The sequence below is a fragment of the Microbacterium sp. NPDC077184 genome, from assembly GCF_040687055.1.
In the GTDB taxonomy this organism is placed as follows: Bacteria; Actinomycetota; Actinomycetes; order Actinomycetales; family Microbacteriaceae; genus Microbacterium.
This window is the reverse complement of record NZ_JBFBMM010000004.1, coordinates 271826-284618: the sequence shown is the minus strand read 5'-3', so window position 1 is coordinate 284618 and position 12793 is coordinate 271826. Positions and strand designations below refer to the sequence as shown.

General features: G+C 65.2%; 14 protein-coding genes and 1 pseudogene. 8 read left to right on the top strand and 7 right to left on the bottom strand.

Annotated features, from left to right (window positions below):
- Nucleotides 1–86 (top strand): integrase core domain-containing protein (locus AB0O93_RS10260; protein WP_363342981.1); only part of this gene is annotated, 86 nt, incomplete at its 5' end.
- A gap of 230 nt (nucleotides 87–316) precedes the next feature.
- On the opposite strand, the gene AB0O93_RS10255 is transcribed toward AB0O93_RS10260, so the two are convergent.
- Nucleotides 317–1924: a recombinase family protein gene (locus AB0O93_RS10255; protein WP_024476692.1), complete on the bottom strand. Its 1608-nt coding sequence runs from the start codon at nucleotides 1922–1924 to the stop codon at nucleotides 317–319.
- 37 nt (nucleotides 1925–1961) lie between these two features.
- Here AB0O93_RS10255 and AB0O93_RS10250 point away from each other — a divergent pair, with 37 nt between their 5' ends.
- The 4 genes and pseudogenes from AB0O93_RS10250 (at nucleotide 1962) to AB0O93_RS10235 (ending at nucleotide 5330) form a co-directional block, all read left to right on the top strand.
- A complete protein-coding gene (locus AB0O93_RS10250) occupies nucleotides 1962–2684 on the top strand; it encodes a PIN domain-containing protein (protein ID WP_363342950.1) in 723 nt (240 codons plus the stop codon).
- 167 nt (nucleotides 2685–2851) lie between these two features.
- Nucleotides 2852–4246 carry a hypothetical protein gene (locus tag AB0O93_RS10245; RefSeq protein WP_138174580.1) on the top strand — a complete coding sequence of 465 codons (1395 nt, stop codon included), beginning with the start codon at nucleotides 2852–2854 and terminating at the stop codon, nucleotides 4244–4246.
- Nucleotides 4247–4473: 227 nt separating this feature from the next.
- Nucleotides 4474–4881: pseudogene (locus AB0O93_RS10240) on the top strand (LD-carboxypeptidase); the annotation flags it as partial.
- Nucleotides 4882–4985: 104 nt separating this feature from the next.
- Nucleotides 4986–5330, top strand: coding sequence for a hypothetical protein (locus AB0O93_RS10235; RefSeq protein ID WP_138174576.1), 345 nt, complete (start codon nucleotides 4986–4988; stop codon nucleotides 5328–5330).
- A 228-nt stretch (nucleotides 5331–5558) separates the two neighbouring features.
- Here the strand turns inward: AB0O93_RS10235 and AB0O93_RS10230 are convergent, their stop codons facing one another.
- Nucleotides 5559–6095: a CGNR zinc finger domain-containing protein gene (locus AB0O93_RS10230; protein WP_138174574.1), complete on the bottom strand. Its 537-nt coding sequence runs from the start codon at nucleotides 6093–6095 to the stop codon at nucleotides 5559–5561.
- A gap of 48 nt (nucleotides 6096–6143) precedes the next feature.
- Here AB0O93_RS10230 and AB0O93_RS10225 point away from each other — a divergent pair, with 48 nt between their 5' ends.
- A complete protein-coding gene (locus AB0O93_RS10225) occupies nucleotides 6144–6806 on the top strand; it encodes a LysE family translocator (RefSeq protein ID WP_228480872.1) in 663 nt (220 codons plus the stop codon).
- Between the two features lie 236 nt (nucleotides 6807–7042).
- The gene (locus AB0O93_RS10220) at nucleotides 7043–7438 is read left to right on the top strand and encodes a peroxiredoxin-like family protein (RefSeq protein WP_212743497.1); all 396 of its coding nucleotides are present in this window, start codon (nucleotides 7043–7045) and stop codon (nucleotides 7436–7438) included.
- Nucleotides 7439–8160: 722 nt separating this feature from the next.
- Here the strand turns inward: AB0O93_RS10220 and AB0O93_RS10215 are convergent.
- Nucleotides 8161–9021: a sulfite exporter TauE/SafE family protein gene (locus AB0O93_RS10215; protein ID WP_228480871.1), complete on the bottom strand. Its 861-nt coding sequence runs from the start codon at nucleotides 9019–9021 to the stop codon at nucleotides 8161–8163.
- Between the two features lie 63 nt (nucleotides 9022–9084).
- On the opposite strand from AB0O93_RS10215, the gene AB0O93_RS10210 reads away from it, so the two are divergent.
- A complete protein-coding gene (locus AB0O93_RS10210) occupies nucleotides 9085–10035 on the top strand; it encodes a LysR family transcriptional regulator (RefSeq protein ID WP_138174572.1) in 951 nt (316 codons plus the stop codon).
- A 481-nt stretch (nucleotides 10036–10516) separates the two neighbouring features.
- Here the strand turns inward: AB0O93_RS10210 and AB0O93_RS10205 are convergent, their stop codons facing one another.
- From AB0O93_RS10205 to AB0O93_RS10190, 4 genes are all read right to left on the bottom strand, one after another.
- Nucleotides 10517–10726: a hypothetical protein gene (locus tag AB0O93_RS10205; protein WP_212743496.1), complete on the bottom strand. Its 210-nt coding sequence runs from the start codon at nucleotides 10724–10726 to the stop codon at nucleotides 10517–10519.
- A gap of 18 nt (nucleotides 10727–10744) precedes the next feature.
- Nucleotides 10745–10924, bottom strand: coding sequence for a hypothetical protein (locus AB0O93_RS10200; protein WP_212743495.1), 180 nt, complete (start codon nucleotides 10922–10924; stop codon nucleotides 10745–10747).
- A gap of 75 nt (nucleotides 10925–10999) precedes the next feature.
- On the bottom strand, nucleotides 11000–11611 hold the full coding sequence (locus tag AB0O93_RS10195) for a LysE family translocator (protein WP_138174570.1): 612 nt from the start codon (nucleotides 11609–11611) through the stop codon (nucleotides 11000–11002).
- A 181-nt stretch (nucleotides 11612–11792) separates the two neighbouring features.
- Complete coding sequence (locus AB0O93_RS10190) at nucleotides 11793–12671, bottom strand: AraC family transcriptional regulator (protein ID WP_138174568.1); 879 nt, start codon at nucleotides 12669–12671, stop codon at nucleotides 11793–11795.
- Nucleotides 12672–12793: the final 122 nt, after the last annotated feature.

The following is a 12793-nucleotide window of genomic DNA, read 5'->3' as shown; positions in this document are numbered from 1 at the left end:
CCTGGCTCGAGCACTACAACACTGGACGACGCCACTCAGCCCTCGGAGGCAACCCCCCGATCAGCCGACTGCAACCAACGTCCTGACCCCGTACAACTAGATGTTGTGGTTTGCCTGTCGTACCTGTCTACATGGATACCTCGACGCAGACCACCACAACCACGCCCGAACCAGCCTCGACCGATGCCCCCGAACCACTCGGCGCACGCCTCGCGCGGGAGAGCCGCGCAGCGCAGGGCCTGCCTCCGGTCATCGCTGACCCACGGGTGCGTGAGCAACTGCAAGCCCTCTGCGGCCTGCCGAAGGCGCGGGGGCGTTAGGCGCGCCAGACGAACTCGACCCGATGTGCGAGAATCCCCGCCCGGTACACCTCACGGCGGGCATGAAACGCTTCGACGGTCTCATTGCGCCGCCTCGCCGGTGTCGCGCCGTTCATCCCCCTGGGCAGGGCGTGAACGAGGACGGCTTCAAGGACGAGACTGGCGGCCTGGTGCTGCCACATCGGGGTACGGTCGGCCCACTCCTGTGCGACGGTCGTCATATCAATCGACGGGCCAGTGTGCTCCGGCACCGTGGCGGCGTACTCGCGGCGGGTGCGTTCGATGCGTTCGGCGATCCGTGAGCGTTGCCGCACCCACATCGACTTGTCGATCAACCCGTCGTAGTAGTCATCATCGAGCCGGGCGAGGCGTTCCCGGTCGGCATCGAGCGTCGCGGCAAGCCCCACTCGTGCGGCCTGATCCGCGCCCGGAGACTGGCGCTTGGCGGGGTTGAGGGTGATCTGCTCGAACGTCGCGAGCACGGCTTCCTCCACGAGTTTGGTGAGGTCGCCGGAACGGATCGAGCGGTTGCACCCGCCCGGCACCTGTTGCACACACTGATACACCTGGCCGCGATGCAGCATGGCGCGTCCGCAGGTCGAGCAGCGGATCAGACCCGAGAACGGATACAGCCGTTTCGCCGCCCCACTGCCGGGCTGATGGAAGTTTCGGGCCTGCTTGCGGGCATCGAGCACATCGGAGACCTGCTGCCAGGTGTCCTCGTCCAAGATCGCGGGCCACGCGGCGGTCGTCTGCATCAGGGAGGTTTTCGACCGGGTGCCGTCCGGCAACAACGGTCGATACTCCCGTACCCCCTTGATCGAGGGGTTGCGCAGCACCAGTTTGAGTGTCCGATCCGACCACCGGCACCCGTGCGTCGTACGGATACCCCGCCGGTTCCAGTCGGTGAGAATCCGGTACAACGTCTCTCCGGCCAGCACCCGCCGCGCGGCTTCCCGCACCAACTCGGCAGCCTCGGGGTCGATCACGAGCGTGTGGTTCTCGGCGCGGTAGCCGAACGGCACCTGCCCACCATGCCAAGTGCCCTCGATGGCCTGCTGCTTCGCCGCCCGAGCGACACGGCGGGCGGTGTCGGCTGAGGACTTGTTCGCCATCGCGACCAGCACCCGCGCCATCGCCACATCAGAATCCGTATCCAACCTCAGCGAGCCGGTCACGGAGCGGACGCTGAAGCCGTTGAGTACCTTGGCGTCGATCAGGTCTTCCAAGTCTCTCGGGTCGCGCACCGCCCGATCCAGGTCGTAGGCGATCATCACCCCGGCGCGCTGCTCGCTGAGGTGCTTCAACATCGCGCGGAACTCCGGGCGCACCACGCGCCGCACCCGCTCACCCGTCGGGAGTGTGATCGTGCGCTGCTTGAACGCCGACGTGTCGTTCTCCCGGTACACCTGGGCGACTTCCCACCCGTGCGCTGCCGCATACGCCCGGCAGTCAGCTTCCTGCCGGTCAACACCGCGCTCGGTGCCCTCGGGATCATCACTGATCCGCACATACACCACCGCCCGCAACGACGGCGACGCCTGCGCCGTCGCCTGGTCGTTCGGCTCATTGCCTGCGGTTCGTTCCTGCTGATCGTGGCTCATCTCAGCCACCGCCTTCCTAGCTCTCATCGAGAGGTAGGTGCGTTTACAGAACCTCGGCTACCCGGAGGTAGAGCATCGTGAGGTCGCGTTGCGGGCGATCTCACGGTCGGCACCGTTCGACAGGGAGGGCAACGGATACCGTGACGCGCTGCACTGGTACGTCTTTGTCGATCTGCTTCTCACGTGCGAACCCGAAGATCCGCACGCGTTTCTTCTGTCGGCTGACAAGCGTGCGTTCGGACCAGCGCGACGGCGCGAACTCTTGGCCGAGATCGAGAAACTCGATGTGGAGTGGGAGGTGAAGATCCTTGAAAGCATCTCCGATTTCAAGGTTCCCGGGCAGTTCCTCGATGACGAGGGCTCATTGGACTACGAGCAGGAGCGACAGCTTCACGACGCGGTACAGGATGCGGTGCTGGCAGGCGGAACACCCAAGGACTTCACTCACTCGCTGGCAGCGAAGACCGAGTTCGACGTTGCTGATGTGCTTGAAGTCTTGTTACTGGATGTGAACGTGGAAGGGGTGCAGATCGAGCGAAAGTCGCGCGATCTATGGATCAACTACACCGCCCAGGCAACGTGCCTCGTGAAGCTCGAGAGCGTCGAGATCCTCGACGAGGACGCCGGCGACTACGCCACCCATCGGGACACCGCCGTATGGGTCCTGGATCTCAGCGGCAATGCTTACTCGTCAGGGAACCGCATCGACGAGGTCGCCTCCCTGCGTCTCGACACCATCGAAGGAGACGCACCGGCATAGATCGAAGGAGACGCACCGGCATAGACAGTGGGCGGGTAGGAGCTACCTCGAGGGCCGCCGGCGCGGCCGCCGCTGTTCAGGTGGGGCGTGCATCTGATCGGCACTCGGCTGTCCTCGCTTTATGTCGGCGGCCTTCGCGGTTCGGCGGTGACGCTCGGCAAGTCATCATGGACTTCGTGTACCGACGCCGAGTGTTCGAGGTTGCAAATGAGCTCGGCGTTGACGTGCGCACCGTGCTCGACGCGCTGCGGAGCCTGGGTGAGGCGGAAGTGCGCCCTGAGGCGCAGCTGAGTGAGTCGCTCGCTCGCAAGGTGCGAGTGCATTTGAATGGTGGCGGGGCTGTGCCGGAGCGGCGGCGGGGTGTGGAGCCAGCGCGCCGCCGGTCGAGGTTTGCTCAAGGCATTCGGGAGCAGCATGACGACGCAATCCGTCGCGTCATCCCCACCATCGCGGCGGGCTTGACCGTTGCCGCTCGGCTGCCCGAGGGTAACGAAGTCATCGTCGCATTCCACAACCGTGACGCCGTCGCGCGGTACGGGTTCTGCACCCTGTCGGGCGGGCCGCTGCCACCCACTGTGCTCAACGCTTCGGATGCACGGAGGCTGTTGGCGCCGTTGCGGGACGTTGACCGCGACTATGTCGCTCGCGGGTGGACGCCACCCAATCTCTACATCGCCTTCGACCTCGCCCATCAACACGTCTGGCTAGGAAGGTCGCTGAAGACGATCGGGCATCCTGGTGAACGATTGGCTGCGGACTCGCTCGTGCGGGTGCCACCCCCTAGCGCCGGTGAACCGCCCCGCATCAACCCTCGCGCACAGCTCTTCACCGCCAACAAAGTGCCGTCCGTCGTCGCGGCGGTCGGCGAGGGGTCGGATCGTCCCGAAGAAGCGTTCCTCCTTCACGAAGAGCTTCTGCGTCTGGCTGTCGACAGCCTCGTCGACGCGGACGTTCTCGATCCGCTGCCCGTGCATATCAACGCGATCTGGTTCTTCGCGCGCCCGATCGTGATGCAGCGGGCGGGCGACAGCGACCGCCATGTCCGCGCGGTCTGGTACCGGCAGGGCGGCTCGATGTGGCGCATACGCACATACGTTGCTGGCGTTGCGGGATCCGGCGCGGTCAATGTCAAACAGGTCGGGCCGCAGCTGTCCGGCCGCGTGCCATTCGTCCCGGTCTGGGATGACACCCGACCGGAACAGAAACTGCTTGCCGCGGTGTGGGCGTTAATGGCCCAGGGCGGCATAACTGAGTCGGAACGCGTCACAGGCGTCGTCGTGCCCAGCGGCGAGCCGCAGGGCGAGCTGACGATCGTGCGCGTGCAAGCGGGCAGCGATCACGTATCCGTCTATCGAGAGGGGAGCGACGGCGAGCCGCCCGATCGTGCGGCCTGGTCGGTTCGCGGCCACTGGCGGCGACAGCCCTACCCCTCACTCGGGCTCGACGACGACGGCCACGTGCGCACCCGACTGATCTGGATCGCGTCGTATGTGAAGGGTTCCCACGGAGCACCAGTCGAACCCAAGGTAATCGTGGTCAGTTCAAGGCCGGGAGAGGCCTGAGGGCCGACACGACCGGCAGTTGAAGGTTCTCGATACGAGATGCCAATTCCACGAGGTCTTTCGAGCGAGTTGCGAATTGCAGTGTCGTGGGGACGTAATCGCCGCCGCCGCCGCTGCCCGCCGCCCGCCGCCGCTGGCGCGCCAGCCAAGGGGCCGCGTGTAGATACGCTCGAAGTGGGCGTATTCTCCGACGAACGGGGCCGCGGTGCGGGAGTCTGGTCTAATCGGTGGATGGTCGCAGCTTCGTTGAAGCCGTTCCCAAAGTCCGTCCGGGTGATCGTGTCGCCGTGATCTCGCCGGCATTCGCCGCCCCAGCGATTTCGCCCGTTCTCCACGAGCAAGCGATGCGGCGTCTGAAGGAGGCGACCGGGTTCATCCCGGTCGAGTACCCCACGACGCGGCAACTCGGCGCGAGCGCGGAAGCCCGTGCGGCAGACGTGAACGCGGTGTTCGCGGATCGGAGCATTCGCGCGGTGCTGGCCGCCATCGGTGGTGATGACCAGATCACTGTCATTCCGCACTTCGATGCCGCCGTGATCGCGGCGAACCCGAAGCCGTTCCTCGGGTACAGCGATAACACGAACCTGCACAACCTTCTTTGGAACCTCGGCGTGCGGAGCTTCTACGGTGGATCCGGTCGACCTCGTCTACCCGTTCACGGGGAGGTGGCTCGTGCAGAACAGTCCGGCGAACCACGACCGACTCTGACCAGTCGCTCGCCTGTGCGCATCACGGAAGCATGACGTCCCCGGTTCGGTTCACCGAGCTCGCTGGGTGGACGCCGCAGCCCTACCGCTCCGTGTTCGTCTGGGTCGCGTTCGAGGAGCGCCTCGTCGCGACCGGCGAGAGGTACGGTCCCGACGATCACGCGGGAGTCTGGACGGCGGACGGGTTCCTGTCGCGGTGGTCCAGTCGGCTCGTCGATCAGGGATGGGAATGGATGGCTCCGCTCATCCGCCGACTCGCGGACGGCGAGGACCCGGAGCACGTGCGCACGGACGCGCTCCATGAGTACGCCGCTCGCCACGACGGCGCGGAACCGAACGTGACCATCTGGAACCTGGGCGTCGACCGACTCCGGTGAGGGCGAGTCAGCCGCGTTGCCGCCCCGCTCGTGGAGCCACGGCATGCGACGTTGGTGCCGTACTTTCCCCGGCGTCGGCGCCTTCCTCGAGGAGGTCGAGAGGCGTAGTTCCGTTTCTGAGCGGGCCAGCGGGAGGCGACGATGCCGCTACCGGCGTGTGGGATCCGGTGCTGCTGGCGATGAGGCTCATTGCGATGTGGGTGGCCGGGCGTAGTCAGGTCTCCATGTTCACGCGTGTCGCGCGCGGTGCCGACGTACTGCAGCGCGGTTGGCGCAGCGGACGCTGCAGTACCGCTGGCGGCCGTTGCGCGTGACGTCTACCACGACGTTGTGGCACGGGTCACCCGGGACTTTGCCGGCGTCGCATCGGTGAAGGCGGTGCATTCCCCGCGTTGTCAGGTGGAGTGCGGTGCCGACGCTGATGACGGCCTCCAGCACATGCGGCAGGGCTTGGTCTTGGTCTCGATAGTGGAGGTGCCAGCCTTCATCATGGTGGTCGGTTAGGCGCGGGTAGGCGGCCGCCTCTGCGAGGTGTTGGTTGAGGAGGTCGGCGCGTCGTTGCGGCAAAGGTTCATCAACGACTTCGAGCCATCGGTCGATTACCCTGCGGACACCGGTGTAGTCGTCCGCTTGCGGATTCGCGAACGGCGTCTGCATCCCATAAGACTCCGCACGGTCGACAATGCCCGCTCGATCTTCGGGCCAGTCGTTTGCCAGTGACGCGGCGAGCAGGACCGCGTACTCGCCGTAAGGGTTGAGATGCATAAGGGCATTACATCACACTGGAACGTGAATCGTTGGAAGGAACTGACTATGACGGTGCTGGGTACTGGACTCCCGTGGGCCGCGGTCGGCGGGATGGGGTTGGCGGCGTTGGTGATGGTGCTCACGCCTGGGCCGAACATGATCTATCTCGTGTCGCGCAGTATCGCTCAGGGGCGAATCGCAGGTCTGGTCTCGCTGGCGGGGACGGGCGTGGGATTCCTCACCTACATGACGATGGCGAACCTGGGGCTCAGTGTCGTGTTCGTTGTGGTTCCGTGGCTCTACATCGGTCTGAAGGCCGCAGGAGTGCTGTACCTCGCCTGGCTCGCGTTCAAGACGTTCCGCCCAGGAGGGACAGGACTGTTCGAACCCGGACCGCTCACCCGCGATACGCACGGGAAGCTCTTCCGGATGGGGCTGTTTACCAACCTGCTGAATCCGAAGGCGGCGGTGATGTACCTGGCGATCATCCCGCAGTTCATCGACACATCGCACGGCAACCCGATTGCGCAGGGGTTCACGCTCGGCACAGTCCAGATCACTGTCAGCGTGATCGTCAACGCAGCAATCGTGCTGGCCGCCGGGACGATCGCAGGATTCATCGGAACCCGCCCGTCCTGGCTCAAGTGGCAGCGCCGCATCACCGGCAGCCTTCTTGCCGCGGTCGCCGTCATGCTGGCCAGGGAAGTTCCCCAGGCTGCCCGCGCGTAGACAACCTGCAGGTGGTCGCGCGCGTGTGGCCAGCGCGCCAGCCATCGCAGCGCCGATGTAACCTGAAATGGACGAATCCGTTCAACCGATTCGTTGCGACATCGACTGATCGCTCTCGCGGCACACGTCGTGAGTGCCACGTGCGCACGAGCGCCGACGACGGCAACCCCGTACATCAGAAGCCGAGGGCGTGGACAGCTGAGCGTGTATGTCAACGGCCGCAGAATGGGAGCGAGATGAACCTGCGGGAAGAGCTTCTGCGTGTCTACGAGGACGCGCGGTCCAACCGGTCCTCCGAGGAGAACGAGACGACGGATCGTGCGGCTGCGGAGCTCTTCGACGCCGGTACGGCAGACCGCGCGAAGGCCGTCGGAGACGTGGCGCCGGTGTTTTCTCTCCCCAGCGCCACTGGCGAAACGGTGACCTTGAGTGATCTGCTTGAGGATGGCCCCGTGGTGCTGAGCTTTTACCGAGGCAGCTGGTGCCCGTATTGCAATCTCGAGCTGCGGGCGCTTCAAGCGAACATCATGGAGTTCAAGGCGCGCAACGCGCGGCTCGTTGCGATCTCGCCGCAGGTGCCTGACGAGTCATTGTCGACCGCTGAGAAACACAGCCTCACTTTGACGTTCTGAGCGACGTGGGGGCCACTGTCTCCCAAAGCTACGGCCTGTCCTTCGTCATTCCTACGGAGCTGGCTGCGCTCTACGAGCGACGAGGTCACGATCTCATCCGTCGAAACGGTGGCGATGGTCGAACGCTTGTGATCCCCGCGACCTATGTGATCAGGCAGAGCGGGTCTATATCGTGGTCGTTCGTGGACAGCGACCACACCAGACGTGCGGAACCGCGGGACATCATCGCAGCGCTCGATGCGATCCGCTGACTGCTGCAGAGGCGACGGACGGAGGAGTCACGCGCCTCTCGTGCGACCGTGCGCGCTGCGACGCAACTCCCGGCTGGTTGTGGACGGAGATCGGTCATGCAGCGCGGCGATCTCCGTTGGCCGCGCACCTCGGCTCGCGAGATCGCGATCAGAACGCGCTCCTCTTCGAAAAGAAGCCTCGAGGAGATGGGGAGAAGCGAAAGCGGGCCAGGGCTGTGGCACGACCTTCACCGCGCTATCCTTGCGCCGCACCGCGGTGCCATCGCGCCGGGGGTACGCGGCCGTCCGCATCGCGCCGACCTCGCGGGCGGCGGCCGCCAGCGGCTGCACTGAGCGAGCAACTCCGTGAACCGGTTCCACGTCAACGAGTTCGGCCTACGCCCGGGGCCCGGACGGGCAGATCGATCGTCGCGTGCCGGGGTGATTCCGGCGCTGACATCTGGCTCGACCGTTCCTGCCGACCGAGGGTGGTCAATGGCTTAAGACCGTTGCCGTGACGGTGGTGATGCCGACGATGACGACGAACCCGCGGAACAGGCCTGCGGGGAGTCGTCTTGCGAACCTGCCGCCGACCAATCCTCCCAGGATCGAGCCGAGAGCAACGAGGGCGACGATGGGCCACGAGATCAGTTCTGGTGAGACGAAGATGAAGACCGTGGCGGCGATGATGTTGACCGCGGCGACGCTGGCGTTCTTCACGGCGTTGAGTTCTTGCATCAGCAACGTCGTCGTGATCCCGAGCAGGGCGACGAGGAGGATCCCCTGCGCTGCACTGAAGTAGCCACCATAAACTCCGAGCAGGAACGCGCCGACCACGGAGGCGACTTTCGAACCTCGGCGAGGGAATGGCGTCGCGTCGACGTCGTCGGTTGCCGCCACGCGGCCGATGCGGTTCTTGATGGCGGGTCCGCTGAGTACCAGAAGCGTACCGATACCAATCAGCCAAGGGATGACGGCAGCGAAGATGTCGGCGGACAAGTGCAGGAGGAGGAGCGCGCCGGTGACGCCGCCGGCGCTGGATGAGGGAAGCAGTAGGCGAGTAACGCGGTAGTGTGCGCGCAGCTCGCGTCGGTAGACGAATACCCCCGACAGGCTGCCGGGCACGATGCCGACCGTGTTCGCCATCGTCGCCGTCAACGGCGGAAACCCCAGCAGAACGAGGATGGGGAAGGACGCCAGTGTCCCCGCGCCTACGACGACGTTCAGACCTCCTGCAAGGAAGCCTGCGCCGACGACCGCCGCTCCTCGCAGAAGCGGCGCGATTTCTATCAGCACGTTGGCCTCCTCCTCGCCCGGGTCACAAGATGTCCCGGAGGCCTTCAAGGCTTCCAAAAGTGCGCTGGACGCAGGTTGATAGAATCGGAAGGGATGTACGCGAAATCCGAAAGCTAGTTCGTGGCGCCCAACTTGCGGGATCTGGAGCTGTTCGTCGCGATCATCGACGCCGGCTCGATCACGGCGGGCGCCCGCGCCGTGGGGGTCTCGCTGTCGTCGGCCAGCAGCCGGATCGCTCTACTGGAACGGCAAGAGCGAGTCGAGCTGTTGTCGCGTCGACGAGGTGGGATCGTGCCGACCACGGCCGGCACGACCCTGGCGATACATGCCCGTGCCCTTCTCGAACGTGCTGATGAACTGCGGCAGGCGATGGACGGGCTGCGCGGGGACTCTGCCCACGAGATCCGGCTCGCCAGCAACACATCAGCCGTCGATACCTTGACCGAGTTCCTGGCCGCGACTCTCGCACGATTCCCTACGATGCGGATCGCGGTGGTCGAGACAAGCAGCGTCGAGGTCGCGTCTCGGGTCCGCGAGGGGGGTGCTGACCTCGGGATCGTTTCCCTCCCACCGACGGGCGACGGTTTGATCGCTCGTGAGTTATGGGCGGATCCCCTTGTCGTCGTTCGTGGCTCGGTGTTCCGCGGAGACGACGTGGCTCCTTCCTTCGAGGAGGTGATGCGGGGGCCGCTGATCGGGTTGCCAGCGGCAAACCCGCTTCAGACACTCATCGACGAGCAGGCGCGCATCCTCGGTGTGTCACCGGCGTACCGCGTGCGGTTGCCAACCCTCAACGCGGTGTACGCCGTCGCCAGCACTGGGGCTGGCGCGGCGATCGTCCCGTATGGGACCGTCAGCCGCTCTCCCACACTGCCTGCTGCCATACATCCGGTGGCAGAGGAATGGGCCGACCGCCGCGCACTCCTCATCACTCGGTCTACCTACGTTCCGTCCCCCGCGCAGCAGGAGTTCATCGACGCGCTTCTGCGCTACCGGGATGAAGTCGATGTCACCGAGCCGCTCGGAGTCGTCATCCTCGGCTCGCCCCCTGAGCAAGCCCGCCGCGGGTAGCGAACCCGATACGAGATCCACCCCGGTCGGTGATAGAGCTGTACGCCAAGCTCGGAAAGGACCTCGGCACCAGTTAGTGAGCGTTGCCGAGCGTAACGACTCGCTGGCGCAGCGCGGCAAGATTCCGGCTGGCCCAAGCAACCCAGACCGCACCGAGAGCGTCTGTTACTGGAATGCAAGGTCGGCTACCGATCGGCGATCCTCCCCTCACCCCCTCCGAACGGGAGCAGATGCTCAGCGCACCGATGTTGTTGACGACCACGAGTGCATGGAACAACGCGCGTAGGCAGTCTGCCGTGGCCCGTGCCAATTCCACTCATCGTGGCCGGATTCATATCCGGAGCCCGCGACGATGATCGTGAAGCAAATGGCCGACACCACGAGCGCCACAATGACGGGCACGAGCGCCCTGAACTATCGATAACAACTCGTGGGCGCAGCGAGGACCCCGGCGTTCACGTCCGGCGCTGTCAGAGCTCGATCACGTACTTGACTCCGCGTGAGCGGCCGCCGGCGCCAAGCCGTCGGGCACGCGCGCGACGTGGGCACTGGTCACGAGAACCTTCTCCGCCCAGGTGCCGCTGCCACCGGGCAGGGGCGCCTCGTGGACGAGGTCGAACACGGCGATGGGAATCGCGTAAGCGAGTGAGACGGCGTTGCACAGGTCGACGAGCGGGTGGATCGAGGGCAATTCCCCGTCGCTCTTGAATCAGCGTGGCAGCGCTTCCGACGCGCACCGGTACTGGGTGGGTTTGAGTCCCATCTGACTGAATGCGCGCCGCCAGGCGACGATCTCGGGGAACTCGCTCTCCGGTCGTTCGGAGAGGCGCATGGAGGCCCGCTCGCGGAATGGTGCCGCGGTCGCCGAGACGTCCGCCGTGTCGGTCACGCCATCGAGGGTGAGTGTCGCGACGGCGAGCTGAGGGAAATGAGCGCGCAGCGCCGAGTCATGAACTGAGCTGCATCAGCGGGTTTCGAGGGCGAGACGGCCGGCGAGCAGCCCATACGTGCCCGCGAAGGTGCGACGCAGCCACGCCATGACCTTCGGGCGCGTGATGACCTGGTTGCGCATCCCCGCGGCGAACACCCCATACAGCGCAAACACGACGAACGTCAACGCCATAAACACAAGGCTGAGCCAGATCATGTGCCACGTGCCTTTCGCCTCGCCCGCGGGAACGAACTGAGGGAGGAACGCGAAGAAAAAGATGGTCAGCTTCGGATTAAGCAGGTTGATGAGCACGGCGGTACGGATGACCCGCCAGAACGAAACCGGGGCGGGGTTCGCGTCGCCGTCGATCATCGTCTTGTCGCGGAATGTCTGCCAGGCGAGGTAAAGCAGATAGGCGACACCGAGCCACTTGATCGTCTGGAACGCGATCGCGGAGGCATTCAGGATCGCGGCCAGTCCGGTGATCGCGGCCACCATGTGAGGGATGACCCCGAGGGTGCAGCCGAACGCCGCAATAATGCCAGCCTTTGCGCCGCGGGAGAGCCCAGCGGCGATCGAGTAGACGGCGCCGGTGCCGGGGGTGGCGACCACCACGAGGGTGGTCAGCAGGAATGCAATGCTCATCGTCGTCCTTCGAGAGTCGTTGCTTCCGCACAGTACCGCGTCCGCGTAATCCCGAAATACACGAGCGATCAGCCGAAGACGAGCGAATCGCCCAGATGGACACCGTGTAGACATTCGTCCGCGAGATCGGGATGGCATGAAGTCGCGCCCCTCGGGTAGCGAGGTCATGGTCGTGTCGCGGTTACACGTCATCACGCTGGCGGACGATCGGCAGCCACAACTCCGTCGTCGCGGAACGGAAGTCTTCAGCGCGATCGAGGATCGCGACGATCGAGGGGCCTGGTCGCAGCAGCCACGGGTTCGACGGAAACCACTCGGATGCCGATGCCGCATACGTCTCCTGCAGAGCCGCGGGATATGGTCCAGATGCCCGGAACACAGCCCACGTGCCGGCAGGAACCTCGATCACGTCGAGTCCTTCCGGCGTGGTCGTCGCGGCGTCCCGGGCAACGCCGTGCAGATAGGTCAGTGTGCTTCCCTCGGTGTAGTCGGAATCGACATCTGCGCTTATCTGAAGCAGTCCGTGAGGATCCGTGTTGCCGAGCGCCGTCAGTCGCGCGTGCTCGTGCGCCGGCAGAGAAGCGACGTGCGCTTGGATGTGAGGATTCGCGCTCCGGTGGATGAGCGGAACGCGTGCAGCATGGCCGACGAGCCGGAACGCGGGTCGATCCACGATACGCGTGTCCATCGACGTGGCGCCGTGGACAGTCAGTCGCAGCGTGAGTTGCGGCTGTGACCGAAGCGGGCCGCCGTTCGTCCGCACCTCGATAGGCGCCGCACCGTGGACCGCCCGGAACGCACGTCCGAATGCCTCGGCCGAGCCATAACCAAATCGAACCGCAACCTGGAGAAGCGGATCGCCCGCGATGACGTCGGCCGCGGCGACCGTCATCCGCCGACGCCGCACATACTCGGACAACGGCATGCCGACAAGCGATGCGAACATCCGCCGCAAGTGGTACTCCGTGGTGCCGAAGGAAGCAGCCAGCGCACCGATGTCGAGGTCGTCGGACAGATCCGCTTCGACGACCTCGATGAGCCTGTTGAGCTCACTGATCACACAAGCCTCCCTTCATTCCAATTCTGCTTGCCGGGGTGCAGTGGTTTGTCCGAACGTGCGACTCCGATCCGAGCGGGCCGGCTCGTGACGGCCGGCGACGTCCGACGACACGCAACACCACA